The organism is Kitasatospora sp. NPDC087271, assembly GCF_044744605.1.
In the GTDB taxonomy this organism is placed as follows: domain Bacteria; phylum Actinomycetota; class Actinomycetes; order Streptomycetales; family Streptomycetaceae; genus Kitasatospora.
In genome coordinates this window covers 24,607-49,363 of sequence record NZ_JBIUYQ010000030.1, presented here as the reverse complement: position 1 = coordinate 49,363, position 24,757 = coordinate 24,607, and the positions used below count along the sequence as shown (strand labels likewise).

Genomic DNA, 24,757 nt, shown 5'->3' with positions numbered 1-24,757 from the left:
AGGGGAATTTTGCCTGCGTTATGTCCAAATCGCCCGCAGGGGCGAGGGCGCTGTGCCACAGTCTTCTCACCACCGACGGCCCGCACGCGGCGGGCCACCCCCGAGCGATGGACCCGCCATGAAGATGCCCACAGGCGCCGCCCGCCCGCCGGACACCGCCACGGTGGACGGCGCCCCGGCGAGCGCGACGGACGACGGCGCGCGCGGCGAGCCGAGCGGCGACGCCGACAGCGGAACGGACGGCAGAGTGGACGGCACGGCGCAGGAGCCGTCCAAGAACCCCGACCTCGGCGACGGACCCGACGCCGGCGGCGTCCGCGACCACCTCATCGGCTCAGCCGAATGGGACCTCCTCACCGACCGCGTCCACTGGAACGCGGACACCTACCAGCTCCTCGGCTGCGACCCGGGCAACGGCCCGCTCAGCCTCGACCGGCTGCCCGACCGCCTCCCCGAGGCCGACCGGCCCGTGCTGCGCCGGATGATGACCGACGCCCTGGTCCACGGCCGCACCTCCGCCGGCACCCTGCGGATCCGCCGCGACGGCGCCCCGCACGCCAGCGTCGAGTGCGCGGGCGAGCCCGTCCTCGGCACGGACGGCACCGTCACCGCCCTGCGCATGCTGCTGCGGCCGGCACCCCCGAACTGACCGGGGCCCGCCGGGGCCTCAGAACCTCCGGGCCTCGGGACCCCCAAGGCTCAGGACACCCAAGGCTCAGGCCTCCGGGCCTCCGGGCCTACGGGCCTCCGGGCCTCAGGACCGCTTCGGCCGCTTCTTCGCGTCCGCCGCCCGCAACTCCCGCCCCAGCTCGGCCCGCAGCTCGTCCACCACCGGCAGGCCCCGGTAGCGCGCGGTCAACCGGTACATCTCGCGCAACCGGTCCCAGGTCCGGTGCGAGGAGTTCTGGCCGATCAGGTTCATCACCATCTTGGCCTGGAACTCCGCCGCGTCCGGCTCGCCGCTCAGCCAGTGCACCGAGGCCAGGGTGATCCGGTCGAACAGCGCCGAGCGCAGCTGCCCGGTGCCCTCCCGCAGGGTGATCACCCGCTCCGCGTGCCGCTGCGCCTGCGCCGCCGCCGAGGGGTCGTGCTCCGCCAGCGTGCGCAGCACCAGCGCCTGCATGCCGCGCAGTTCGGCCTCGTCGAACACCTGCATCCAGGACGGCGGCGGCTCCGGCGCGCCCTCGGCGAACAGGTCCTCGGCCTCGCCGAGCAGCCGCCAGGTGTCCTGGGAGTGCCCGATCGAGGCGTGCGCCCAGGCCTCGACGGTGTTCAGCATCGCGCGCGTTCTCGGCAGCACCCGGCCGCCGGCCGCCTTGGCCGCCGACATCAGGTCGATCGCGTCGTCGGCCCGGCCCAGGTGGACCATCTGCCGTGCGGCCCGGGAGATCGCCTCGCCGGCCCGCGGCCGGTCGCCGGCCTCCTTGGCCGACTCCGCCGCGATCATGAAGTACCGCTGGGCGGTGGGCTCCAGGCCCACGTCGTGCGACATCCAGCCCGCCAGCACCGCCAGGTTGGCCGCGACCAGCCACAGCCGCTGCTCCACCGCCGGAGCGTGCCGGTGCGTCAGCAGGCCTCCCACCTCGTTCAGTTGACCGACCACCGCCTTGCGCTGGAGCCCGCCGCCGCGCGCCGCGTCCCAGGCGCGGAACACCTGGACCGAGCGCTCCAGCGACTCCACCTCGTCGAGCCCGACCGGGCCCGCGTCGTACACGTCCACCGCGGGGCGCGCCCCGCCCTGGGTGATCACCTGGCGCGGCCCGGGGACCGAGGCCGCGTACGCGACCGCGTCCCCCCCGAGCCAGCCCTTCAACGAATCGGCGATGACCGTTCCGGCCGTGAGCGCGGCACCCGCGCCCACCAATCCACGTCGGTTCAGCATGAGGTCCATTCCCGTGAACTCGGTGAGGACCGCGGCCGTTCGATCCGGCGACCATGGCACTGCTGCGGGCTGCGCCGCTCCGGACCTGGTGGGCCGGTGTCGTTCCAGACCGAGGTCCTCAGTGGTGACGACACGGCCGAGCCGCTCCGTGAACACGGCCGCCAGCACCCTCGGCACCGGATCCCGGGGGATCTCCCCCTGCTCGATCCAGCGCCGTACCCTCGACGTGTCGGTGGACAGCTGCTGCTGTCCCATCGCGGCACCCCGACGGTTGACCAGCCGCGCGAGTTCGCCCTTCGACCAACCGGTCAGGACGAACAAGTCAGCGAGTCGGGTGTTGGGTTCCCTGCTCAACGAAGCCCCCAGGTTCCTCGGCTGATTCGAGGCTAGAGGCTCCGGCAAGTGCCAGGCGAGCATTCGCCACCGTTCGCCAGGGCCCGCCAGACTACTAAGCCAGTGCGCCGCGGGTGTGTTGTAGGGGTGCGCCACCTCGCCCCCGGGTCGGGCGGCGTCCCACCGGCGTCGGGGCAGTCCCCCGACCGTGGCACGGGACGCTCCCGGTCCTCACCCGAGGGGGTGGCGCGGCCGGGTGGCGCGGGGGCGCCGGGCACGGCCACGGCAGTCCGGCCGACCGTACTCCCCAGGGTGCGGACGGCCGGAGCACCGCCGTCGTCCGGGTCTCACGACCCCGCGTCCGTGCCCGGCGCCCGCGCACCACCCACCGCACCGAGTCAGGGCCGCCGTCACGCCAGGAAGCACGCGGCACCGGCCCTCCCCGCACCGCGGGGCGCACCTGCCGACGGACAGAAAGGGACCACCCTCACCCCATGTACTCCTCAGCGACGACCCCCTCGCCGACCGCGACCCGCACCGCGCTGCGCCCCCCCACCGCAGCCGCCGGGCGCCCCGGGCCGAAGCAGGTGCCCCCGTCGAGCCGCCCGGTGGCTCCGCACGGCACCGACGGCCGGTCCACGGACGCCCGGGTCCCGTCCGGCCGTACGGCGCTGGGGCTCCGCGGCCCCGAAGCGGCCCCGCCCGTCGGCGGCCGGCTCCCGCTCGCCCGCCAGGCCGACGGCCGGGTGCTGCGCCCGCCGCACCGGCCCGGCCAGGTCGGCGCCGGCCCCGAGCGGATCGACCCGTCGGCGCTGCAGACCCCGGCGGTGCGGGCCGCGCTGGCGAGTGTCGCGCGGATATGTCCCGCGTTCACCCCGCGCCAGGTGCTGCGCGAGGGCAGCCGCCACATCCTGGTGGCGGGCACCATCGGGCGGGCCCCGGTGGTCGCCAAGTGCCTGGCGCCGCAGGCGGTGCGGAGTGGGTACTTCGAGCAGTTGGTGGCCGACTTCCACCACGAGGTCGCGGTCTACCGGGCATTCGTCCGGCACCGCCCGCCGGTGCGGCTGCCCCGGCTGGTCGCCGCCGACCACGACCGCTGCGTGCTCGTCATGGAGCGCGTTCCCGGGCGCCCGGCGGCGCGGGAGCGCCACCCGGTCAACGCGCCCACCCCGGGCGAGGTGCGGGCGCTGCTGACCGCCGTCCGGACGCTCAACCTGTGGCGGCCGCCGACCGACGTGTTCCAGCCACGCATGGACTACCCGATGGAGATCGCCCGTTACCACTCGGTGGGCCAGCTCACCGACCGGGACGCCGGCGACCTGCGCGGCCTGCTGCACGGCCTCGGCCACACCCCGCTCCAGCTCTGCCACGGCGACGCCCTGCTCAGCAACATGCTGCTGGCGCCGTCCGGCCCGGTGCTGGTCGACTGGGAGCAGGCCGGCTGGTACCTGCCCGGCTACGACCTGGCGGTGCTGTGGAGCGTGCTGTCCGGCGACACCGCGGCGCGCCGCCAGATCAGCCAACTCGCCCAGAGCGGCGGCACGCTGGCCCGGGACGCGTTCCTGGTCAACCTGGTGCTGGTGCTGATGCGGGAGATCCGGCTGTACGACGTGCCGGGCGCCGGCGAGGAGCAGCGGATCATGATCCGCCGGCTCTACGACGACGCCGCGCTCGCCCGCCGGGCCGTCCGGGCCGCGGTCGGCACCCGCTGAGATTCCGGGCCCCGAGCCCCCGGGGCCCGGAATCCGCTACGGCCGGCCGCCGCGCTCCAGGGCGGCCCGGCCGGCGGCCTCCAGGACGGCCTCGTCCGGGGCGAGGTGCACCCGGCTGCTCAGCACGTCCCGCAGGTAGCGCTCCAGCGGGTGACGCCGGCTCAGACCGGGGTTGCCGGTGAGCGAGACGGCCTGCTGGACCGCCGCCGTCGCGGCCCGGGTGGCCAGCAGGTGGGCCGGGCCGGTCCGCGCGACCGCGTCCGGCTCTCCCCGGTCCACCCGGGGGGCCAGCCCCTCGACCAGTTCCTCGGCGCCGATCAGCTGGGCCTCGATCTCGCCGAGGGCGCAGCGGTAGCGGGGCAGGGTGCCGAGCGGCTCGGTCAGATTGGCCGGAGTGCGCTGGTTGAGGAAGCGGATCAGCCAGGACTGGGCGGCGCGAGCCACCCCGATCGCCACCGCGGAGAGCGCCAGATCGTGCCAGGCGAGGGAGAGTTCGGCGGCCCCGGCCGCGTCCGCCGCGCCGCCCTTGGGAGCGGTGAGGCCGAGCGCGAGCTCGGCCGGCACCCGGACCTGCTCCAGCACCACGTCGTGGCTGGCGCTGGCCCGCAGGCCGACCTGGTCCCAGGTCGGGTCGATCTCCAGGCCCTCGCTCTCGCCGCGGACCAGGAACGTCCCGACCCTCGGCTCCGCCTCGTCGGTCCGCGCGGTCACCGCCATCCAGGCCAGCGCCTCGGCGCCGGTGCAGTACGTCTTCCGGCCCGTCAGCGACCAGCCCTCGCCGTCCCGCCGGGCCACCGTGTCCGGCAGCGCTCCGGGCCGGCCGCCGGGCTCCGCGCGCAGCGTGTTGACCAGGGCGGGCCCGCGCCGGGACTCGGTGAGCAGCCGCCGGTAGCCCGCCGTCGGCCAGGCCGCCCGGCGGGCCTGCTCGGCGTGCTGGAGCAGCGTGAAGGCGGTGACCACGGCCACCGAGGCGTCCCCGCGCCCGAGTTGGGCCAGCACCCGGACGGTGTCGGCGAGCGTGCCGCCCGGTCCGCCGTACCGCTGGGAGACGGTCAGGGTGAGCAGTCCGGCCTCGTGCACCGCCTCGATGCCCTGGTACGGGAAGGTGGCGTCGCGGTCGTGCTCCTCGGCGCGGGCGGAGAGCAGGTCGACCACCCGGGGCAGTCCGGCGAGGGCGGCGACGACGGCCGAGCGGTCGGGCGCGGGATCGGGCGCGGGGTGGCCGGAATCCGACGCTCCCGCGGCGGCGGCGGCCGCGGTGTCGGACGGGCGGTCCGCGGGCGAACGGTCAGCGGCGGTGGTCGTCATGGTGCTGGGGCCTCCGGGCGGCAGCGTGGGCGCGGCAGATGCGGGCGGCACGCCGGACGGGCGCGCGGTACCGGACGGGCGGCCTCGGAGGTCGGTTCACGGCCCGCCCCCGGATTCGGCGCCGGCCACGAACGGCCGGCCGCCCGCCGCCTCGGGGACGAATTCCCCCTCAGCGGCCCGGACACACCGCGCTGGCGGTGCGCCGCAGGTCCAGATAGCTGCGCCGGGTCAGCAGCGGGAGACGGCACGACATGTTCGCGACTGTACGAACCCGTGATCGAAACCGTCAAGCGACGTCCGAGCCCTGGTCGAGGCCGGTCAGCCCTGCTGGAACATGTCGGCCGGGAGCGGCTTCAACAGCTGATACAGGTCGTCCGAAATCGGTCGGTCCCAGGACGCGATGGTGACCTGGACGCCGTCGCTGCGCCCGAACTGGGCGCAGAACACCCGCTCCTCGCTGACCTTGACCTTCTTCACGATCAGCAGGTCGTCCCCGAGCATCACCGGGAAGTCCTCGGCCGAGACGAAGTCGACCGGCTCGTCGTTCTCCAGCGCCGCGAGCAGCTGCCGCACCTCGAAGGGCACGCTGTCGCCGGTCTCCCGGGCGGGCGAGCCCTCGGGGAGGTTGCCGATGAACATCGCCGGGCCTCTGCCGCCGAACAGGTCGTAGCGCAGGAAGATCCCCTGGCAGGAGCCGTCCGGGCCGGTCATCATGGCCGCACCGAAGTCGCCGGGCCAGTCACCCGGGTCCATCGCGAGCACGTCGAAGTCCGGGCCGGCGGGCTGTCCGGAGCGACGGCGGAGAAAAGACATGGGAACATCGTACGTGCCCGGCACACCACGCTCGCGAGGTGGGTGGGGCACCGTCGGGAGATCGACGCTCAGAGACCAATGTTGACTCTGAGCAACCGTCCGGGCTACGTTCGGTTCAGCACGACAGCCGTTCTGGGTTTCACCCTCCGGGGGGACGGCATGTCGCAACGCGGCCCTACACGCGTTTCCCTCACTGTGCACATTGTCGTGCCGAACTGCCGAGCACCCAGCTTCGTCGTCGCACACAGCACAGCACACAAGCCAACAGTTCCATCACCACAAGCCAGATCCGCGGGGCCCCGGCCCGTCGCTCCCGCGGATCTTGCTCGGGACGCCGCCGCGTGGGGGCGTGCGGGTCCCGAGCAAACGGTGTCGCCGCCGAGTCGCTCTCGGCGTCGACGCCAGCCTCCCGGCGACTGCCGGCCCCTCGTGGGCCGGGACCGGCCGACGCACCCCGGTGCGCAGGGGATGACTGGGAGGATGGCCTGGCAACACTGCCGGGTCGCACAGCAGGCGCCGTGTCTGGCCGCGTGGGGGCGGTGGGCACGGCGTCTGCCTGTGCTCATACTCTGAGCTGCGTTTGTCTAACAGTCAACAGAAATTCTGACGGGGCACGTTCAATAGATCATCAGTTGTGATGTTCGGGGCCGAAATCGACCGCGGAGCGGGCCCCGTTCCGACGGGGCCCGCTCCGCGGTCGTGCGACGGTCGCTCGGGCTCAGGTGAGGTCGAACTCGCCGTCCCGGGCGCCGAGCACGAAGGCCCGCCACTCCCCCGGCGTGAACACCAGGACCGGACCGTCCTCCTGACGGCCGTCCCGCATCCCGATGTACCCGTCCACGAACGCGATCTGGACATCCCCGACGCCCTGGCTGCTGCACAGCCACTTCGCCCCGGTGAAGTCCACCTTCGGCTTCCCGCTCGGCGCCAGCTGCGGCTCCGCGCCGCCCGCCTCCACGTCGATCCCGCTGTTGACTGCCACTACCCGGTCTCCTCCCGACGGCTTTCCGGGCCAGCCTAACCACACCCGCCCGCCCCGGTCAGCGGGTTGACGAGGACTCCACCAGCCGGGCCCGGACGCCGCCGGAGGCCCGCTCAACGCGTGTCCCGCCCGACGGGGACCACCGGAGCTGCCAGAGTGCTTGGCAACGCGGGGGACCACCCCCCGCCGGCCGTACGCGGGCCCTCGACGGCCCGTCCCGGCCCCGCCCCGGCCCCGCGGAACCCGATGCGCACCGGATGCGGCCCGCACCACCTCGCCCAGCACCGCCCACCACCGCCCAGAGGGAGCAGCCGATGAGCCGCCGGGACGGCACCCGCGCCGATGTCATCCCCATCTCCGACGCCCCCTCGGCCCACCCCCCTGCGCCCCGCACGCCACCCGCGCCCGCCACGCTGCCCCGGCCCGCCTCCGGCCGGCCCCCCGTGCACGGCCGGGTCGGGATCGTCCTGGTGTCGCACAGCCAGGAACTGGCCATCGCGGTGCGCACCCTCGCGCTCTCACTGACCGGATCCGACTCCCCCGCCCCGATCGCCGCGACCGGCGGGGACCAGGGCGGTCCCGGCATCAGCGCGGTCCTGGTGGCCGCCGCCACCCGCCGGGTCGACCAGGGCCACGGGGTCGTGGTGCTCGCCGACCTGGGCAGCGCCGTCACCACCGTGCGCGCCCTGCTGTCCGACGCCGACGAGCACGGCCTCCCGTTCCCGGTCCGCTTCGCGAACGCGCCGTTCGTCGAGGGCGCGGTGGCGGCCACCGCCACCGCCACCGCGGGCGGCGACCTCGCCGCCGTCCTGGACGCCGCCGAGGAGGCCTACCGGCAGCGCAAGGGCTGAGCGGCCTCGCGAACTCCCCCCACCTGGGGTGACCGGGCCGCCACCATCGGCTAAGGGCCCGGGCTCCCGGCCCGCCCGGGGTGGGGAGGCGGGGATGCGGGCCGTCCGCCGTGCGCCGGTCAGGGGCGCTCCTTGCCCTCCCACACGAAGACCGTCGACCCCTCGTACTCCAGCGCGTGGCGCAGCCGCTCGTGCTCGACCTCGATCATCGGCGGCAGCCCGTCCAGCGGGTACCAGCCGACCTCCAGCGACTCGTCGTCGTTCACCCTCGCCTCGCCGCCGACCGCCCGGCACCGGAAGGTCAGCACCAGGTACTGCGTCACGTCGCCGTTCGGGTAGGTGACCTGTGGCGAGACGGTGACCGAGGCGAGCAGTTCGGGCACCGCCACCACCCCGCTCTCCTCCAGGCACTCGCGCACCACGCCGTCGGCGGGCTGCTCTCCGGGGTCGAGGATGCCGCCGACCGGCGCCCACCTCCCGTCGTCGGCCCGTCGGGCCAGCAGTACCCGGCCGCGGTCGTCCAGGACGACGGCGACGACGGCGGTCAGCCAGAGCGGGCGGGTGCCCACCAGGGCTCGGAGATCGGCGAGGAACGGGGGAATGGCCATGCGCCGCAGCCTAGGCCCTGTCCGGCGGAGCTCCGGGCCGACGCCACCGACGGGCGGCCCGCGGCGCGCAGGCTCATCGCGCGAGGCCGCCCTCCGGGCGCAGCAGGGCCAGCACGGTCAGCCCGAGGATCCGCAGGTCGAGCCGGAGCGAGCGGTGCTCCACGTACCAGAGGTCGAGTTCGGCCCAGTCCGGCCGGGCGAGCGGGTGGCGGGCCTGGAGTTGGGCCCAGCCGGTCAGTCCGGGCCGGACGTCGAGCCGGCCGCGCTCGCGGCGGGAGTAGCGGACCGCCTGGTCGGGGCGGACGGGCCGGGGGCCGATCACTCCCATCTCGCCGCGGGCGACGTTCCACAGCCGGGGCAACTCGTCCAGGCCGGTCCTGCGGAGCAGGGCGCCGAGCCGCCCTCCCCGGCTGGTCCGGAAGCGGAGGACCTGGAACTCCCGGCCGTGCCGTCCGGCCCGGGTCAGCCGCAGGAGCACCGGGCCGCGCGCCGTGCAGCGCAGCAGGGCGGCGATCACCAGGGCCAACGGGAGCGCGACGATCCCCGCCAGGGCGGCGAGGGCGAGGTCCCCGCCGCGCCTCATCCGGCGGGCACGGTGGTGCGCGGTGCGCCGTCCGGCTTCCCGCCGGGTCCTCCGCCCGGATCTCCGCCCGGATCGGACGTGGCGCTGCCGCCCATCTCTTCCCCTCCACGGCACCGTCGAGCCGCAAGAACGCATTCACAGTAGGGGCGCCTCGGAGCCGTCGCCCGGGAATGGTGAAAGAAGTGGGCAGAGGATTGTCCGACAGGCCGAAATTCGGTCGATCTGACCAATATTGCTCGATCTGCTGCTCGACCTGCCGCTTGGAATGCCGAGGGCAATCGAAGTACAGCCGTCCACCGAAGGCCGGCCGGCCGCCGAGGCGGTCAGAGCGCGGCGCGGCGGCGGTACCGCAGCAGCCCGAACGCGATCCGGCCGAGCAGCAGCACTCCCGCGGCCAGACAGCCCGCCACCGCCATCGCCCAGGCCGGACCGTCACTGTCCGGAACGATCACCGCCACCACAATGCCCAGCGCGAGGCAGGCCAAACCCACCATCGCCAGCGGAAGCTGGTGGGTGACCAGGGCACCACCACTCCACGCACGGGCCATCCTGGTCGCGCCGTGCAGGTGGAAGGGATCACGGTCCGCATCTGCCATGAGCCCAAGGTACCCCCGGCGAACGCCGGAGGCAGCCCGCGGGGAGTGAACGTTCGACCACCCGGTGCGACCGGCCCGCCGACCTCGCCCGAGCCCCCCGCGGCCCGGCCCCGGTCGTGCATTCCGGCTCCACAATCAGTCCACATCAGTTCACATCAGTCCACGAAAAATCCTCGTCCCCCCGGTACAACCATCCGCTCGGTGCAGCGGTCTCAATGGCATTGAGCGATCCAGGAGCCGTTCGCGGGAAGGGTGCGAGCCCCCCACCGCGGACCGGAATACCCAGGAGGCGGAGCCGCCGCCTCCTGGGGTCGGAGGCCGGGCTCCGTCCTCCGGCGGTACCGCCACGCCGCTCGGCGACCGAGGGGGAACCGTGCCGCAGTCCCAGTCCACCACGTCGATCTCCATGGCCCCCACCAGGCCCGTCCCGTTCGTGCGCCCGCTGCCGACGGCCACCCGCCGCCACCCGACCGCCGACCGGGGCCGGGCAGACGCGCGGGGCGAATGGTTGCGGTTCGCCCCCGTCCAACCCCTGTTCCGCGCCCGCGCCGCACAACGCCTCGCCGTCCTCGCCTACCACGGCGTCACCGACCACCGGTCCTTCGGCGCCCAGCTCGACCGGCTCCGAAGACTCGCCACCCCGGTCTCGCTCACCGCCGTCCTCCAAGCCGTCACCGAACAGCGGCCACTGCCGCCCCGCAGCGTCCTGGTCACCTTCGACGACGCCGACCGCAGCGTCCTCACCCACGCCCTGCCCGCCCTCGACGCCCGCGGCATCCCCGCCACCGCCTTCGTCATCTCCGAGCTCATCGGCACCGAACGCCCCTTCTGGTGGCACGAGGCCGACTTCCTCGCCCGGCACGGCGGCCGTGCCCGCTCGCTCGACTGCGGGCACCCCTCCCAGCTGCTCCCCCGGCTCAAGGCGATGCCCGACCCCGACCGGCGGCGCAGCCTGCACGAGCTCCGGGTGAGCGCCGACCGTCGCCCACCCCGCCAGGAGCAGCTCACCCCCGCCGACCTGCTCGCCCTGCGCGACGGCGGCGTCGCCATCGGCAACCACACCCAGGGGCACCCCTGCCTCGGCCGCTGCGACGACGCCACCGTCCGCGCCGAGATCACCGGCGCCCACGAAGCCCTCACCCGCTGGCTCGGCGAACCCCCCACCGCCTTCGCCTACCCGGACGGCGGGCACGACCCGCGTGCCGAAACCGTCCTCCAGGAACTCGGCTACCGCCTCGGCTTCCTCTCCGACCACCGGCTCGGCCCCCGCATCCCCTCCCACCCGCTCCAGATCAGCCGCCTCCAGGTCGACTCCACCACCAGCACCCGCCGCTTCGACACCATCCTCTCCGGCCTCGAACCCGCCTACCGCCGCTGGCGCCGCCAAGCCGTCGCCTGACCGGCCGGGGCACGCAAGGGGGGACGCAGGGGCACTCAAAGACATTCGGGGGCAAAAATGAGCCCCGCCGGGGACCGGAACGGGACCTCTGGGGGCGAAATTTGGCCCTGCCTCAGCGGCCAATTACCCGCCCGTGGGGCAAAGCCCTGCCCCACGGGCACAGAGGGGCTCCTCGACCAACCCCCGGAAGTTGGAGGGCGAAGATTTGCCCCTCAACTCCTGACAGAGAACCTGCCCGCGGCTGCCCCGGATGGGGATCAGCCGCGGTGGCCTTCCGCCCGGGGCTGAAGGGCGGACCGCCGGCGGGCGAAACTTGGCCCGCCGGCGGTGAGGGTGGCGGTCACGCCGGCAGCGTGCTGCACATCAGGGCGGCGAGGGTGCGCCCCTGGGGGTAGAGGAGTGCGGCCGGGGGGAGGGCGGCGGGGGCGCCGGCGTGGAGCACGGTGATGGTGCCGGCGCCGGTACGGGTGGGGTCGGTGACGCGGCGCAGGGCCTGGGCGGCGACGGCGTCGGCGGAGCCGTGCAGGGTGAGCGCCGGGGAGGCGGTGGGGGCGACGGCGGCACGGATGCGGTCGTCGACCAGTTCGTAGTGCGTGCAGCCGAGGACGATCGCCGCGGTGCCGGCGGGGGTGCGGGCGGCGGCGTCGGCGATGGCGTCGGTGATGCCGGCGTCGTCGCCGTGTTCGATGGCGTCGGCGAGGCCGGGGCAGGCGACCTCGGTCACGTCCGCGGTGCCGCCGAAGTCGCGGATCAGGCCGCGCTGGTACGCGCTGCCGGTGGTGGCCGGGGTGGCCCAGATGGCGACGGAGCCGCCGAGGGCGGCGGCGGGCTTGATCGCCGGGACGGTGCCGACGACGGGCAGCCCGGGTTCGAGTTCGGCCCGGAGGGTGGCGAGCGCGTGCACGGAGGCGGTGTTGCAGGCGATGACCAGCGCGTCCGGTTCGAGCTCCGCGGCGGCGAGCGAGCAGCCTCGGGCGAGGTCGGTGACCTCCTCGGGGGTGCGCGGCCCCCAGGGCATCGAGGCCGGGTCGGAGGAGAGCACCAGATCGACGTCCGGGCGCAGCTTCCGAAGGGCGGCGGCGGCGGCCAGCAGGCCGATTCCGGAGTCCATCAGTGCGATCTTCACGGGGCAAGACTTTAGTCGATCCGCCCGATCCGGCCGGTTCTGCGGCAAACTGCGGGAGTGACCGTCCTGTTGTGGATCGCCGCGTTCTCCCTGCTGGTCTGGCTCTGGTTGGCGTGCTGCCACGGGCTGTTCTGGCGCACCGACGTACGGCTTCCGCCGCGCCGTCCGCCGGTGCGCTGGCCGCGGGCGGTGGTGGTGGTGCCGGCCCGGGACGAGGCGCAGGTGCTGCCGGTGAGCCTGCCGACGCTGCTGGGGCAGAAGTACCCGGGGCGGGCCCGGGTGATCCTGGTGGACGACCACAGTTCGGACGGCACGGGCGCGGTGGCGGCGGAGCTGCGGACGATGGACGGGCTGGAGCTGACCGTCACGACTCCTCCCCCGCTGCCCCCGGGGTGGACGGGCAAGTTGTGGGCGCTGCGGCACGGGGTGGAGCTGGCCGGTCCGGACGTCGAGTACCTGCTGCTGACGGACGCGGACATCGCGCACGGGCCGGACTCGCTGGCGGAGCTGGTGGCCGCGGCGGAGAGCAACGGGCTGGACCTGGTGTCGCAGATGGCCCGGCTGCGGGTGGAGACCGGCTGGGAACGGCTGATCGTGCCGGCCTTCGTCTACTTCTTCGCGCAGCTGTACCCGTTCCGCCGGAGCAACCGGCCCGGTGGGCGGACGGCGGCCGCGGCGGGCGGCTGCTCGCTGGTGCGGCGGGAGGCGCTGGAGCGGGCCGGCGGGGTGGCCGCGATCCGGGGCGCGGTGATCGACGACGTGTCGCTGGCGCGGGCGGTGAAGTCCTCGGGCGGGCGGACCTGGCTGGGGCTGGCCGGGGCGGTGGACAGCGTCCGGCCGTACCCGCGGCTGGAGCAGTTGTGGCGGATGGTGTCGCGCAGCGCCTACGCCCAGTTGCGGCATTCGCCGCTGCTGCTGCTCGGGACGGTGCTGGGGCTGGGGCTGGTGTACCTGGTGCCGCCGGTGGCCGTGGCGGCCGGGCTGGTCGCGGGGGCGCCGGCGGTGGCGGTGGCGGGCGGGGCGGCCTGGGCGCTGATGGCGGGCACCTACCTGCCGATGGTGCGGTACTACCGGCAGCCGGCGCCGGCCGTGCTGCTGCTGCCCTTCACGGCGGGGCTGTACCTGCTGATGACGGTGGACTCGGCGGTGCAGCACTGGCGGGGCCGGGGCGCGGCGTGGAAGGGCCGGACGTACTCACGGGCCTGAGCGTGCCGGGGCCCGAATTCGCGGGCGCGGCAGTCCGGTCGGCTCCATACTGCTCGGATGGACCGTCAGAGGATCTCCCGTCTCGCCCATGCCCACCACCCGATCGCGGCGCCGCTGACGGACGAGTCGGTGGCCCTGCTGCTGGAGCGCGCGACCGCCGGGGCGGCGGACGGCCGGGCGCTGGACCTCGGCTGCGGCGAGGGGGCGTGGCTGGTCCGGGCGCTGGCGGCGCGTCCGCGCTGGCGGGCGGTGGGGGTGGATCTGGACGCGGCGGCGCTGACCCGGGCCAGGGAGGCGGCGACCGCGCTCGGCGTGGTGCGCCGGATCGGCCTGCACCACGTGGACGCACGGCAGTTCAGCTCGGTCGAGCCCTTCGACCTGGTGCTGTGCGTGGGTGCCACCCACGCCTTCGGCGGGCTGCTGCCGACGCTGGCGGCGGCCCGCGAGCACCTGGCCCCGGGCGGGCGGGTGCTGGTCGGCGAGGGCTTCTGGGAGCGGGAGCCGTCCCGGGCGGCCCTGGACGGGCTGGGCGCGGCCCGGGACGACTACGCGGACCTGGCGACCACCACCGACCGGGTGCTGGCGGACGGTTGGACACCGGTGTCCGGGTACGTGAGCAGCCGGCAGGAGTGGGACGACTACGAGTTCGCGTGGACGGGCGCGCTGGCCGAGTGGGCGCTGGAGCACCCGGACGACCCCGACGCGGCGGCCGCCCGGGAGGCCGCGGACCGGCACCGGCGGGAGTGGCTGCACGGCTACCGGGGGACGCTCGGCTTCGTGACGTACCTGCTGCGCCGGGACTGACCGCCCGGCGGGGCGGGCCGCCGGAGGGCTGTTCGGTCCCGGCCCGCGGCGGGCTCAGTGCCCGCGCAACTGCTCCTGCTGGACCAGGTAGTCCAGCACCTCGGGCATCGCCTCGACGCCGCCGGCCTTGCTCGGCGAAGTCCGGTACTCGCCCTGGACGACCACCGTCGGCAGCTCGTTGACGCCGTAGCGGACGAACTCGACGGCGGCCTCGTCGACCGACCGCGCCACCTCGTCGGAGCGGTACGTCCGGCGGAAGAGCTGCGCGTCCACGCCGTGGCGCACCGCCCAGTCGGTGGCGGTGGCCTCGGTGGTGAGGTCGGTCTGGTCGGTGTGCACCGAGCGGAAGACGCTGCTCTGCAGGCGCTCGACCAGGCCCAGGCGCTCCAGCGTGTAGTACAGGCGCGCGTGGCCGCGCTGGGCGCCCTCGTCCGGGCTGCCCGGCCAGATCGCCGGGACGCGCCGCAGGGCGACGTCCGCGCGGTGCTTCTCGGCCCAGGCCTGCAAGGGCTGTTCGAGCTGCTGGGAGTGGACGCAGTCGTACCAGAAGAACTCGGCCGCCTCCGTGCGGACGCTCTCGCGCACCGGCTGCGGATGGTCGAGCTTGACGAACTGGGATCCCTCGGAGGGGGGTTGGTGACTCACCGCGCCGGCCTGGAGGGGGGATACGGCGATCCCGGCGGCGATGGCGAACAGGACGGTGGACCGCAGCAGCGACTTCGAGTTCACACCGGGCAGTGTGCTGGCGGCGGTTCGTTACCGTCGAGTTCGGCCGGGCGCACTGGCCCGGATTCGCCCGATCGGCCCAGCCCGGCGCCCAGCCCGACGCCCGGCCCGGCGCGCGACTCGACGCCCGGCCCAGCCCGACGCCCGGCCCGGCCCGCCGCCGCGGGTCTGTCACGGACCGGTGCGCACCCCCGGGCCACCCCCCGCCCACACCTCGGCGACCAGCCCCTGCCAGGCGTCCACCACGGCGCCGAGCTCGAAGTGCTCCAACGCGTGCGCCCGGGCGGCCGCGCCGAGGCCCGCACGGTTGCACGCCAGCACCTTGGCCAGCGCCTCGGCGAGGGCGAGCGGGTCCCCGGGGGCGACGAGCGCGCCGGTGGCACCGTCCCGGACCACCTCGCGCACCCACCCGACGTCGGTGGCGACGGCGGGCACGCCGGCCAGCGCGGCCTCGATCAGCGCGCCGGGCACGCCCTCGCTGTCGCTGGTGAGCAGCAGCGCGTCGGCGGCCCGGTAGAGCGGCGCCGGGTCGGGCAGGGCGCCGAGGAAGTGAGCGCGGGCGGCGGCCGGGTGGCGGGCCAGCGCCTCGCGCAGCGGGCCGTCCCCGGCGATGGCCAGCCGAACGTCCGGCAGCCGGTCCAGGACGTCGAGGGCGAGGTCGAGCCGCTTCTCCGGGGCGATCGCGCCGATCCAGGCGACCAGCAGGACGTCGGCGGGCAGGCCGAGCGCGTGCCGGGCGGCGCGCCGGTCGGCCCGGCCGTCGGCGGGCGGATAGCTCTCGGCGGCCCGGGAGTTGGAGATCACGTGGACCTTGCCGTCGGGCAGCCGGAACTGCCCCTCCAGGACGGCGCGGGCCTCGTCGGTGAGCGTGGTGACGGCGGCCGCGCGGTGCATCAGCGCGCCGCCGCGCACCCGGCGCAACCGGTTCGCCGTCCAGTAGCGGGGGTGGCCGACGGAGACGTAGACGAAGGGGGTGCGGGTGCCGGCCAGGGCGAGGGCGCAGGCCGCCAGGGTGTCGGAGCCGTGGGCGAGGACCACGTCGGCGCCGCGGGCGGCCGCGCGCAGCGCCCGCAGGGTGCCGGGGCGCAGGCGGCCGGAGCCGAGGACGGCGGCGCGTAAGTCCTCCTCGTCGGCGCAGGCGCCGGGGTGCGGGTCGGGCTGCCGGTCGAGCCCGTCGGGGCGGGCGCCCGGACCGGCGCCGGCGCGAACTCCGGTGCGGTCCGCGGCGCGGGGCCCGGGGAGGGCGGGCCCGGCGGCCGGGTGCGGGGCGAGGGCGCACAGCGCGGAGGCCTGGCCCCGGCGGCGCAGTTCCCGGTGGAGGTCACGGGCGAAGTTCTGGGCGCCGCCGCGGCGTGGATCACTGATCAGGTGCAGGACGCGGGGACGGGTTCCGGCCGGGTCGGCCGACGTATGGTCGGGCATGGACCGACCTTGGCACAGCGCCCCGCGCCGTACAGCCCCTTCGCGCAACCTGGTGGTGGCCCGTGCGCCCGCGTGAATACACCTGATGTGCGCTGGTCGACTGCGGCCGTGCGCCGGTTGCTCCCGTCGTGCGCCCTGTTCCGCCCCCTCTCGCCCTGCCTCACCCCGCCTCGCCTCGCCGCACCCCGGCGTCCGACCCCGGCCGCCGTACGGCTGGCGGGCCTGACGGCCACCTGCGATGCTGATCACCAGTCAGGGGGCGTCCGGCACGGGAGAACGGACGCGCCCGCAGCGGGCGGGGGTGGCCGGTGCAGGTGCTTCTGGTGGTCGACAGCGTGAACCGGGCCGGCGGGGCGGAGCGCGCCCTGGTCTCGATGGCTCCCCAACTGGTGCGCGCCGGCGTCACGTTGGACGTCGCCTACCTCTACGACTCCCCCGGCGGCTGGCAGCCGGAGCTGACCGCGGCGGGCGCCGCCGTGTTCGGCGTCGGCCGACCGACCGGGGCCGCCACCGCCGCCGCGCTGCGCCGGCTGATCCGCGAACGCCGGCCCGATCTCGTCCACACCGCCCGCCACGCCTCGGACGTGCTCGGCCGGGCCGCCGCCCTGGCCGCCCGCACCCCGGTGGTTTCCAGCCTGCTCGACCCGGCGTACGGACCGGAGCAGTCGGCGGCGCACGGGGCGAGCCCCTGGCGGATGCGCACCGCGCAGGCCCTGGACGCGGCCACCGCCCAGGGCGCCCGCCGCTTCCACGCGCTCACCCGGCACGTGGCCGGCACGATGGCGCGGCGGCTGCGCATCCCCCGGCGGCGGATCGACGTGGTGCCGCGCGGGCTCGACCCGGAGCTGCTGGGCACGGCCACCCCGGAGCGGCGGGCCGCCGTGCGCGGTGCCCTGGAGCTGGCGCAGGACGTGCCGGTGGTGCTGGCCGCCGCCGGCCAGCACCACCGGAAGGGCCTGGACGTGCTGTTGGCGGCCTGGCCGGCGGTCCGGCGCGCGCAGCCGGGGGCCGTCCTGCTGCTCGCCGGCGCGGCGGGCCCGGAGAGCGCACGGCTGCGGGCGCTCGCCGAGTCCGCCGGGAGCGTCCGCCTGCTCGGGCCGCGCGAGGACGTGGCCGATCTGATGGCCGCTGCCGACGTGCTCGCCGTGCCGTCCCGCTGGGCGGGCCAGGGCGGCACGGCGATCGAGGCGATGGGCGTCGGGGTGCCGCTGGTCTGCGCGGACGTGCCGGCGTTGCGCGAGACGGTCGGCTCGGAGGACTACGCCCGGCTGGTGGCACCGGAGCGGCCGGCCGAACTGGCGGCGGCGGTCGTCGACACGCTGGACGACCGGGCGGCGGCGCGGGTGCGGGCGAAGGCCGCGCGGGCGCGGTTCCTGGCCTCGTTCACGCTGTCCCAGGTGTCCGCGCACATGGTCGAGTTCTACGAGCGCGCGCTGCGGGTGCGGCCGCTCTGACCCCTCCGGCCCGGCGGCGGCCGGATCGACCCGTACGCGGAGCGCCCGGGCTCCGCCCGGAACCGGCCGGCGCGTCCTGCGGCCCGTTACGCGGATCGGGTGAACGCGGTTGGACCTCGGCCCGGCCCGGTCGGCAGGATGTCCGGCCGGGGCGCCCGTCACGCTGCCTCATCTCCCCCTTCCCCGTACGGATTTGGAGTCACCCGGTGTTCAAGGGATTCCGCAGCTTCCTGCTGCGCGGCAACGTGGTGGACCTCGCAGTCGGCATCGTGATCGGCGCGGCCTTCACCGCCGTGGTCACCGGGTTCGTCACCGCCTTCCTCACCCCGCTCATCGGGGTCGCCACCGGCGCCGTCGGCGACTTCACCCAGAAGACCTTCGAGGTGGCCGGCGCCCGGTTCCCGTACGGGGTCTTCGTCAACGCGCTGATCGGGTTCGTGCTGGTCGCCGCGGTGATCTACTTCGCCGTGGTGCTGCCGGTCGGCAAGCTGCAGGCGCGCTTCGAGTCTGCCAAGCCGGCGCCGGTCGTGAAGGTCGACTGCCCGGAGTGCCTGAGCCCGATTCCGGCCGCGGCGACCCGCTGCTCCTTCTGCACCTCGGAGGTCTCGGGCCGGCCGGGCCTCCCGGCGCAGGCGCAGGCGTTGCAGGCGAGCTGACCACGGGCCCGAGGCCGCTGACGGGGACTTTATTCCCGAAACATTCACGAGCCCTCGTCGGACCGTCGGCGGGGGCTCGAATGCGCCGGCGCACGCCCTGTCCGCAAAAGTTTCTCCGGCGGGCCCCGAACCGTCCACCGCCCGGTCACCGCAAGGGTTCGCCGCGCCGCCGTCCGGGTACTGTTCGATCACTGACGGCACGCCAAGGTTGTCCGGAACTGAACGCCGGTATGTCCGTTCTTCCTACTTTCGAAACCTTTGTGCGAGCGAAGACTGTGTAAACAGTCGAACTGCTCCCCCTCCCGCTCTCCTCAGCAGGCGCGTTGTGGGCTTACCGTATGCCCCATGACCTCGCCCCGCTCCTACGACGGAGTCGGCTACCCCTCTCCGTCCTTCTCCTCCGGCACGCCGATCTACGACAGCCTCGTGGCTGAGCGCGGCGTCCCCCAGATCGCACCCATCAACGTGCCGGCGGCCCTGCCGCCGGCCATGTCGTCCGGTTACGGGGCCAGCGCCGGCCCGTCCTACGAGAACCGGTACGGCAACGGGTACGAGAGCGCCGGCAGCAACCTCCCCGCGCTGCCGCCCGCCCGCCTCGCCCTGGGCCCCGGCCCGAGCAGCGGCCCCTCCGCCGGTCCCGCCACGGCGTACATCCCCGCGCAGCCGGCGCCGGCGTACGCCTCCGCGCCCCAGCCGCCCGTCCCCGGCTACGGCGCCCCCCAGCAGTACCAGCGGCCGCAGCCCGCCGCACCGGCCTTCGCGCAGACCGCCAGCGGCGGCTACCAGCCGACCGGCGGCCAGAGCTTCGGCGGCCAGAACACCTTCATCGGCGGCCAGGGCGGCCAGCAGTCCTTCGGCGCGCAGCCGATCGGCGGTCCGGGCGCGTTCGGCCCCGGGCAGCCGGGCGGCCAGCCGCAGGCCGGTCCGCAGAGCTTCGGCGGCCCCGGCCCGGCCGGCCCCGGCTTCCAGGGCCAGGGCGGCGACCAGGGCTTCGGCGGCGCCCAACTGCGCCCGGCCATGGCGCCGGTCCGCCCGATGCAGCCGCAGCGCCCGGGCCCGTACGGCGAGCCCGGCAACAACGCCTACAACGCGGGGGGCCAGCAGGGCGGCTACCAGCAGCAGGGCCAGGGCTACTGAGCCACTGACCTCCAGGGCCGGACCCCACCCGGCCCGCACCCGCACCACCTGAGCACCACCCGGCGCGCTCCCCGCGCCGGGCGTACGGAGAAACGGGTCATCCACGGACCGCCCGGAACGCCCCCCACGGCGTCCCGGGCGGTCCGTGCGCGTACGGGGCTCCTGCGGACCGCCGGGAACCGGCTGGCAGGATGGGGGGATGCAGCTCACCGGACTCCACGTCTACCCCGTCAAGTCCATGTACCGCCTGAGCCCGGACACCGCCGCCGTCGAACCCTGGGGCCTGGCCGGAGACCGCCGCTGGATGCTCGCCGACGCCACCGGACGCTTCGTCAGCCAGCGCGAGAACGCCGCCCTCGGCCAGATCAGGCCCGACCTGCTGCCCGACGGCGCGCTCTCCCTCACCGCCCCCGGCGGCTCCCGGATCGAGGTCCCCGCGCCCGCCGTCGCGGCCGGCGACCCGCTCGCCGAGGTCGAGGTCTGGGGCACCCGCTTCCGCGCCGCCGAGGCCGCCAAGGAGGTGCACCGGTGGATCGCCGAACACCTCGGCGACTACCGCCTGGTCCACCTGGACGACCCGCACGCCCGGCCGGCCGACCCCGACTACGCCGAGCCCGGCACCACCGTCTCGATGGCCGACGGCTTCCCCCTGCTGCTCACCACCACCGCCTCGCTGGAGCGGCTCAACGAGCTGATCGCCGCCGAGCACCCCGACGGCCACGAGCCGCTGCCGATGGAGCGCTTCCGCCCCAACGCCGTGGTGGGCGGCGCCGAGCCGTGGGCCGAGGACGGCTGGCGCCGGATCCGGATCGGCGACCTCACCTTCAAGGTGGTCAAGCCCTGCGGCCGCTGCGTCATCACCACCACCGACCAGGAGAGCGGCGAGCGGCGCGGCCCCGAACCGCTGCGCACCCTGGCCCGGCACCACCGGCTGCTGAAGAAGGCCGCGTTCGGGCAGAACCTGATCCCGGAACGGCCGGCCGGCACCACCGGCGACGTGCTCGGCACGCTGCGCGTCGGCGACCGGGTCGAGGTGCTGGAGGACGGGGCGCAGTGGCCCGCCGACGCGCGGGGGTGAACCGGCGGCGCGCCGGTTCACCGGCTCCCCCGGCCGCCCCCGCGGCGCCACCCCGGCTCGGAACCACGGGTGTGCGCGCTCGTTGAACATGTGGTCGGAACCTGTGGCCAAGGCGCGAGCCCCCGGTGCCCGCGCGACCGCGGCCGACCGGACCACCCGTGGAGGCGCGCTACGGTGGGCGGGCGGCCCGCGCGTACGGCCCGTTGAACGCCGGCTCGACGAAGGTGGGGACGACAGACCGTCATGGCAGAGCACAGGGTCCGGGTCACCCAGGACAGCGCATCCCGCTGGCGCCGCCGCGCAGGCGAGTACGACACCCTCGCGGAGGCCCTCGCGGCCGCCGAACCGGGCGACACCGTGACCGTCCGGCCGGGGACGTTCCGGGAGAACGTGCTGCTGGACAAGCCCGTGACGATCGTCCCGGCCCAGGGCCCGGGCACCGTCCGGATCGACCCGCCGTCCGGAGTGGCGCTGACCGTCACCGCCGACGCCACCGTCCGCGACCTCGTCGTCGAAGGCGGCGACAGCTCCACCCCGGCCGTCCTGATCACCGGGCCGCAGACCGCGCCCGCGCTCAGCGGCTGCCGGATCGAGACCCGCTCCGCCACCGGCATCGAGATCACCGACGGCGCCCGGCCCACCCTGCGCGGCTGCGTCGTGGCCAACCCGGCCGGACTCGGGCTGCGCCTGCGCGGCCCCGGCACCGCCGCCGCCCTGGAGGACTGCGAGGTCGCCGCCGCCGGGCAGGCCGGACTCGCCGTCCTCGGCGGCGCCACCGCCGCCCTCGACCGCTGCCGGGTCCACCACGCCGCCGGCGCCGGCGTCCTGCTCTCCGACCCTGGCAGCGCCGCCGAACTGACCGGCTGCGAGATCTACGAGATCCGCGGCAGCGGCGTCCAGGCCGAGTCGCAGGCCCGCGGGCGGCTCGTCGACTGCGAGATCCACCGGGTCACCGGCAACGGGCTGACCCTGGACGGCGAGGCCGAACTCGTCCTCACCGGCTGCCGGGTGCACGACCTGCCGGAGAACGGCGCCGACCTGCGCGGCCGCTCCCGGCTCAGCCTCGACCACAGCACCGTCCGGGACTTCGGGCGCGGGGCGCTCTCGGTCTGGGACCAGGGCACCGAGGCCGTCGCCGAGTCCTGCCAGATCCACGGCTCCACCGGCGAGTACCCGGCGCTGTGGGTCAGCGACGGTGCCCGGCTCACCCTCACCGACTGCTCGCTGTACGACCTGCCGGACGCGCTGTTCGTCCTCGACCGGGACTCCGCCGCGATCGCCGCGGACTGCTCCTTCAGCCGGATCCGCAGCTCGGCGGTTTCGGTCAGCGGCGGCGCGGCGGTGACCCTCACCGGCTGCCGGGTCCAGGAGGCCGGCACCGGCCTGTGGTTCCGCGACCACGGCAGCGGCGGCCTGCTCACCGGCTGCGAGATCTCCGACGTGGCCACCGGGGTGATCGTCACCAAGGGCGCCGACCCGGTGCTGCGCGACTGCACCGTCCGGGCCAGCACCGACGCCGGCGTGTACGTCTCGGCGCAGGGGCGGGGCACCTTCGAGGACTGCCGGGTCTCGCACGGCAAGGGCTTCGGCTTCCACATCATCGACGGCTGCCGCACCCAGCTGACCCGCTGCCGGGCCGAACAGAACGAGCGGGCCGGCTTCGAGTTCTCCGAGCCCGGGCCGGTCGCCGAGGGCTGCACCTCGGACGACGTCGGACCGGCGGCCGGCGCGGCCGAAGTACCGGGCCCGCGGACCGCCCAACTGGCCTCCGCCACCGCCCCGTTGGCCGGGAGGGCCGGCGTGGGCGGGGTGGCCGGCACCGCCGTCGCGACGTCCGCCGCGGCTGCCGCCACCTCGGCGATCGCCCCGATCCCGGACTGCCGGCCCGCCGACGAGGCGCTCGCCGAACTGGACGCACTGGTCGGGCTGGCCACCGTCAAGCAGGAGGTGCGCACGCTCATCGACCTGATCTCCGTCGGCAAGCGCCGCCGCCAGGCCGGGCTCAAGGCGCCCTCGCTGCGCCGGCACCTGGTGTTCACCGGCGCCCCCGGCACCGGCAAGACCACCGTCGCCCGGCTCTACGGCGAGATCCTCGCCTCGCTCGGGGTGCTCCAGCGCGGACACCTGGTCGAGGTGGCCCGGGTCGACCTGGTCGGCGAGCACATCGGCTCCACCGCGATCCGCACCGCCGCCGCCTTCGACCGCGCGCGCGGCGGGGTGCTCTTCATCGACGAGGCGTACGCGCTCGCCCCCGAGGACGGCGCGCGCGACTTCGGGCGGGAGGCCATCGACACCCTGGTCAAGCTGATGGAGGACCACCGGGACGAAGTGGTCGTCATCGTGGCCGGCTACACCCTGGAGATGGAGCGCTTCCTCTCCGCCAACCCCGGCGTCTCATCCCGCTTCTCACGCACCATCACCTTTCCCGACTACACGGCGGACGAGCTGCTGGAGATCGCCCGGGCCCAGTGCGCCGAGCACGAGTACGCGCTCGCCGAGGCGACCGAGGGCGTGCTGCTGGACCACTTCGCCCGGCTGGAGCGCGGCCCCAACTTCGGCAACGGGCGCACCGCGCGGCAGGTCTTCGAGACCATGGTCGAGCGGCACGCGATGCGGGTCGCCCACCTCGCGGACCCGTCGACGGAGGAGCTCCAACTCCTCGTCCCGGCCGACCTGCCGGGCGCACCGCTGCCCTGACGCCGGGGACTCGGCGCCGTGGCGTCGGGCGGGCGGGCGACGACCTCGGCGTCAGCCCGTCCAGGCGCCGCCGGCGAGGAAGGACTCCAGCACGGCCCGGTACGGCGCGATGTCGATCCGCTCGCCGGCCAGCCAGTCGTCCGAGTAGTACTTGTCCAGGTAGCGGTCGCCCGGGTCGCAGATCAGACCGACCACGCTGCCCCGCCGCCCCGCCGCCCGCATCTCGGCGACGATCTTCAGCGCGCTCCACAGTCCCGTCCCGGTGGACGCCCCCGCCTTCTTCCCGAGCACCTGCTCCAGCACCCGCACGGCGGCGACGGAGGCGGCGTCCGGCACCTTCATCATCCGGTCGATCGCCCCCGGGACGAAGCTCGGCTCCATCCGGGGCCGTCCGATGCCCTCGATCCGCGAGCCCCGCTCGCAGACGGCGTCCGGGTCGTGGTGCACCCAGCCGTCGAAGAAACAGGAGTTCTCCGGGTCGGCGACGCAGATCCGGGTGTCGTACTGCATGTAGTGCACGTACCGGGCGATGGTCGCCGAGGTGCCGCCCGTCCCGGCGGTGGCGACGATCCAGGCCGGCTCGGGGTGCGGCTCCAGGCGCAGCTGGGCGAAGACCGACTCGGCGATGTTGTTGTTGCCGCGCCAGTCGGTGGCCCGCTCGGCGTAGGTGAACTGGTCCATGTAGTGCCCGCCGGTGCTCTCGGCGAGCCGGGCGGAGGCCTCGTACACCTCGTCCGAGCGGTCGACCAGGTGGCACTCGCCGCCGTGGAACTCGATCAGGTCGATCTTGGCCTGGCTGGTGCTCTTGGCCATGACCGCGATGAACGGCACCCCGACGAGCTGCGCGAAGTACGCCTCCGAGACGGCCGTGGAGCCGCTGGAGGCCTCGATCACCGGCTTGCCGGGGCGGATCCAGCCGTTGCAGAGCCCGTGGAGGAAGAGCGAGCGGGCCAGGCGGTGCTTGAGCGAGCCGGTCGGGTGGGTGGACTCGTCCTTGAGGTAGAGGTCGATCCCCCACTCACCCGGCAGCGGGAAGCGCAGCAGGTGGGTGTCGGCGGAGCGGTTGGCGTCGGCCTGGACCTTGCGCACCGCCTCCTTGAGCCAGGCGCGGTACTGCGGGTCGGTCCGGTCGACGTCGACGGTCGGCTCGACGCCGACGGTCGGCTCGACGCCGACGGTCGGCTCGACGCCGACGGTCGGCTCGATGCCGCCCGCTCCGCCGGACTGGGTCCCGCCGGGTTGGGTGCTCATGGCCACTCTCCCTCGTTACGACCCCCCACTGCTCACTACGAGTGTAGGAGAATCACGATAAGTGACCGTTTTCGCAGTCCCAGCTTCCGCTTATCGCCCTGGTCCGACCCGTCGCCCCCAGCCCGACGCCCGG

22 protein-coding genes are annotated in these 24,757 nt (G+C 75.1%); 11 read left to right on the top strand and 11 right to left on the bottom strand.

Features of this window, described 5'->3' with window-relative positions; genetic code table 11:
• The first annotated feature begins 118 nt into the window (after positions 1–118).
• A complete protein-coding gene (locus tag ACIO9K_RS33200) occupies positions 119–649 on the top strand; it encodes a hypothetical protein (RefSeq protein ID WP_363586865.1) in 531 nt (176 codons plus the stop codon).
• 105 nt (positions 650–754) lie between these two features.
• Here the strand turns inward: ACIO9K_RS33200 and ACIO9K_RS33195 are convergent, their stop codons facing one another.
• On the bottom strand, positions 755–2,236 hold the full coding sequence (locus tag ACIO9K_RS33195) for a hypothetical protein (RefSeq protein WP_363624811.1): 1,482 nt from the start codon (positions 2,234–2,236) through the stop codon (positions 755–757).
• 473 nt (positions 2,237–2,709) lie between these two features.
• On the opposite strand from ACIO9K_RS33195, the gene ACIO9K_RS33190 reads away from it, so the two are divergent.
• On the top strand, positions 2,710–3,927 hold the full coding sequence (locus tag ACIO9K_RS33190) for a phosphotransferase (RefSeq protein WP_363586867.1): 1,218 nt from the start codon (positions 2,710–2,712) through the stop codon (positions 3,925–3,927).
• Between the two features lie 36 nt (positions 3,928–3,963).
• Here the strand turns inward: ACIO9K_RS33190 and ACIO9K_RS33185 are convergent, their stop codons facing one another.
• From ACIO9K_RS33185 to ACIO9K_RS33175, 3 genes are all read right to left on the bottom strand, one after another.
• Entirely contained in the window at positions 3,964–5,235 is a 1,272-nt protein-coding gene (locus ACIO9K_RS33185; protein ID WP_363624809.1) for an acyl-CoA dehydrogenase family protein, read from the bottom strand.
• 318 nt (positions 5,236–5,553) lie between these two features.
• Positions 5,554–6,048 (bottom strand): hypothetical protein, encoded by a 495-nt coding sequence (locus tag ACIO9K_RS33180; RefSeq protein WP_063350170.1) that lies wholly within the window; start codon positions 6,046–6,048, stop codon positions 5,554–5,556.
• A 718-nt stretch (positions 6,049–6,766) separates the two neighbouring features.
• Entirely contained in the window at positions 6,767–7,006 is a 240-nt protein-coding gene (locus ACIO9K_RS33175) for a DUF397 domain-containing protein (RefSeq protein ID WP_350884291.1), read from the bottom strand.
• A gap of 467 nt (positions 7,007–7,473) precedes the next feature.
• Here ACIO9K_RS33175 and ACIO9K_RS33170 point away from each other — a divergent pair, with 467 nt between their 5' ends.
• Positions 7,474–7,881 carry a PTS fructose transporter subunit IIA gene (locus ACIO9K_RS33170; protein ID WP_363586889.1) on the top strand — a complete coding sequence of 136 codons (408 nt, stop codon included), beginning with the start codon at positions 7,474–7,476 and terminating at the stop codon, positions 7,879–7,881.
• A 119-nt stretch (positions 7,882–8,000) separates the two neighbouring features.
• Here ACIO9K_RS33170 and ACIO9K_RS33165 read toward each other — a convergent pair whose 3' ends face one another.
• The 3 genes from ACIO9K_RS33165 to ACIO9K_RS33155 all read right to left on the bottom strand — a co-directional run bounded on the left by ACIO9K_RS33165 (position 8,001) and on the right by ACIO9K_RS33155 (position 9,668).
• Positions 8,001–8,489, bottom strand: coding sequence for an NUDIX domain-containing protein (locus ACIO9K_RS33165; protein ID WP_363624807.1), 489 nt, complete (start codon positions 8,487–8,489; stop codon positions 8,001–8,003).
• A gap of 73 nt (positions 8,490–8,562) precedes the next feature.
• Positions 8,563–9,072 carry a sugar transferase gene (locus ACIO9K_RS33160; protein WP_400335358.1) on the bottom strand — a complete coding sequence of 170 codons (510 nt, stop codon included), beginning with the start codon at positions 9,070–9,072 and terminating at the stop codon, positions 8,563–8,565.
• Positions 9,073–9,395: 323 nt separating this feature from the next.
• Entirely contained in the window at positions 9,396–9,668 is a 273-nt protein-coding gene (locus ACIO9K_RS33155) for a hypothetical protein (protein ID WP_350884215.1), read from the bottom strand.
• A 373-nt stretch (positions 9,669–10,041) separates the two neighbouring features.
• Between ACIO9K_RS33155 and ACIO9K_RS33150 the strand changes: the two genes are divergently transcribed.
• Complete coding sequence (locus tag ACIO9K_RS33150; protein ID WP_363624803.1) at positions 10,042–11,067, top strand: polysaccharide deacetylase family protein; 1,026 nt, start codon at positions 10,042–10,044, stop codon at positions 11,065–11,067.
• A gap of 340 nt (positions 11,068–11,407) precedes the next feature.
• Here the strand turns inward: ACIO9K_RS33150 and ACIO9K_RS33145 are convergent, their stop codons facing one another.
• On the bottom strand, positions 11,408–12,193 hold the full coding sequence (locus ACIO9K_RS33145) for a glutamate racemase (protein WP_400335355.1): 786 nt from the start codon (positions 12,191–12,193) through the stop codon (positions 11,408–11,410).
• Between the two features lie 57 nt (positions 12,194–12,250).
• On the opposite strand from ACIO9K_RS33145, the gene ACIO9K_RS33140 reads away from it, so the two are divergent.
• Both ACIO9K_RS33140 and ACIO9K_RS33135 read left to right on the top strand, forming a co-directional pair.
• Positions 12,251–13,399: a glycosyltransferase gene (locus ACIO9K_RS33140; RefSeq protein WP_363624801.1), complete on the top strand. Its 1,149-nt coding sequence runs from the start codon at positions 12,251–12,253 to the stop codon at positions 13,397–13,399.
• Positions 13,400–13,456: 57 nt separating this feature from the next.
• Positions 13,457–14,203, top strand: coding sequence for an SAM-dependent methyltransferase (locus tag ACIO9K_RS33135; protein ID WP_400335353.1), 747 nt, complete (start codon positions 13,457–13,459; stop codon positions 14,201–14,203).
• 54 nt (positions 14,204–14,257) lie between these two features.
• Here ACIO9K_RS33135 and ACIO9K_RS33130 read toward each other — a convergent pair whose 3' ends face one another.
• Entirely contained in the window at positions 14,258–14,932 is a 675-nt protein-coding gene (locus ACIO9K_RS33130; protein WP_363586875.1) for a thiol:disulfide interchange protein DsbA/DsbL, read from the bottom strand.
• Positions 14,933–15,100: 168 nt separating this feature from the next.
• Positions 15,101–16,351, bottom strand: a complete 1,251-nt coding sequence (locus ACIO9K_RS33125; RefSeq protein WP_400335350.1) for a glycosyltransferase family 4 protein — start codon at positions 16,349–16,351, stop codon at positions 15,101–15,103.
• A 323-nt stretch (positions 16,352–16,674) separates the two neighbouring features.
• On the opposite strand from ACIO9K_RS33125, the gene ACIO9K_RS33120 reads away from it, so the two are divergent.
• The 5 genes from ACIO9K_RS33120 (at position 16,675) to ACIO9K_RS33100 (ending at position 23,373) form a co-directional block, all read left to right on the top strand.
• Complete coding sequence (locus tag ACIO9K_RS33120; RefSeq protein ID WP_363586877.1) at positions 16,675–17,805, top strand: glycosyltransferase family 4 protein; 1,131 nt, start codon at positions 16,675–16,677, stop codon at positions 17,803–17,805.
• A 206-nt stretch (positions 17,806–18,011) separates the two neighbouring features.
• A complete protein-coding gene (gene mscL / locus ACIO9K_RS33115) occupies positions 18,012–18,461 on the top strand; it encodes a large conductance mechanosensitive channel protein MscL (RefSeq protein ID WP_363586878.1) in 450 nt (149 codons plus the stop codon).
• A 345-nt stretch (positions 18,462–18,806) separates the two neighbouring features.
• Positions 18,807–19,598 (top strand): DUF6643 family protein, encoded by a 792-nt coding sequence (locus ACIO9K_RS33110; RefSeq protein ID WP_400335348.1) that lies wholly within the window; start codon positions 18,807–18,809, stop codon positions 19,596–19,598.
• A gap of 199 nt (positions 19,599–19,797) precedes the next feature.
• The gene (locus ACIO9K_RS33105; RefSeq protein WP_400335346.1) at positions 19,798–20,676 is read left to right on the top strand and encodes an MOSC domain-containing protein; all 879 of its coding nucleotides are present in this window, start codon (positions 19,798–19,800) and stop codon (positions 20,674–20,676) included.
• Positions 20,677–20,919: 243 nt separating this feature from the next.
• Positions 20,920–23,373 carry a right-handed parallel beta-helix repeat-containing protein gene (locus ACIO9K_RS33100; RefSeq protein WP_400335344.1) on the top strand — a complete coding sequence of 818 codons (2,454 nt, stop codon included), beginning with the start codon at positions 20,920–20,922 and terminating at the stop codon, positions 23,371–23,373.
• Between the two features lie 51 nt (positions 23,374–23,424).
• Here ACIO9K_RS33100 and ACIO9K_RS33095 read toward each other — a convergent pair whose 3' ends face one another.
• Entirely contained in the window at positions 23,425–24,624 is a 1,200-nt protein-coding gene (locus tag ACIO9K_RS33095) for a PLP-dependent cysteine synthase family protein (protein WP_400335342.1), read from the bottom strand.
• Positions 24,625–24,757 lie beyond the last annotated feature (133 nt).

Bases quoted from the DNA above. Each gene is read 5' to 3' on its own strand.
- ACIO9K_RS33200 (WP_363586865.1), top strand. From the start codon at position 119: ATGAAGATGCCCACAGGCGCCGCCCGCCCGCCGGACACCGCCACGGTG.
- ACIO9K_RS33190 (WP_363586867.1), top strand. From the start codon at position 2,710: ATGTACTCCTCAGCGACGACCCCCTCGCCGACCGCGACCCGCACCGCG.
- ACIO9K_RS33185 (WP_363624809.1), bottom strand. From the start codon at position 5,235: ATGACGACCACCGCCGCTGACCGTTCGCCCGCGGACCGCCCGTCCGAC.
- ACIO9K_RS33180 (WP_063350170.1), bottom strand. From the start codon at position 6,048: ATGTCTTTTCTCCGCCGTCGCTCCGGACAGCCCGCCGGCCCGGACTTC.
- ACIO9K_RS33165 (WP_363624807.1), bottom strand. From the start codon at position 8,489: ATGGCCATTCCCCCGTTCCTCGCCGATCTCCGAGCCCTGGTGGGCACC.
- ACIO9K_RS33160 (WP_400335358.1), bottom strand. From the start codon at position 9,072: ATGAGGCGCGGCGGGGACCTCGCCCTCGCCGCCCTGGCGGGGATCGTC.
- ACIO9K_RS33155 (WP_350884215.1), bottom strand. From the start codon at position 9,668: ATGGCAGATGCGGACCGTGATCCCTTCCACCTGCACGGCGCGACCAGG.
- ACIO9K_RS33135 (WP_400335353.1), top strand. From the start codon at position 13,457: ATGGACCGTCAGAGGATCTCCCGTCTCGCCCATGCCCACCACCCGATC.
- ACIO9K_RS33125 (WP_400335350.1), bottom strand. From the start codon at position 16,351: ATGCCCGACCATACGTCGGCCGACCCGGCCGGAACCCGTCCCCGCGTC.
- ACIO9K_RS33110 (WP_400335348.1), top strand. From the start codon at position 18,807: ATGACCTCGCCCCGCTCCTACGACGGAGTCGGCTACCCCTCTCCGTCC.
- ACIO9K_RS33105 (WP_400335346.1), top strand. From the start codon at position 19,798: ATGCAGCTCACCGGACTCCACGTCTACCCCGTCAAGTCCATGTACCGC.
- ACIO9K_RS33100 (WP_400335344.1), top strand. From the start codon at position 20,920: ATGGCAGAGCACAGGGTCCGGGTCACCCAGGACAGCGCATCCCGCTGG.
- ACIO9K_RS33095 (WP_400335342.1), bottom strand. From the start codon at position 24,624: ATGAGCACCCAACCCGGCGGGACCCAGTCCGGCGGAGCGGGCGGCATC.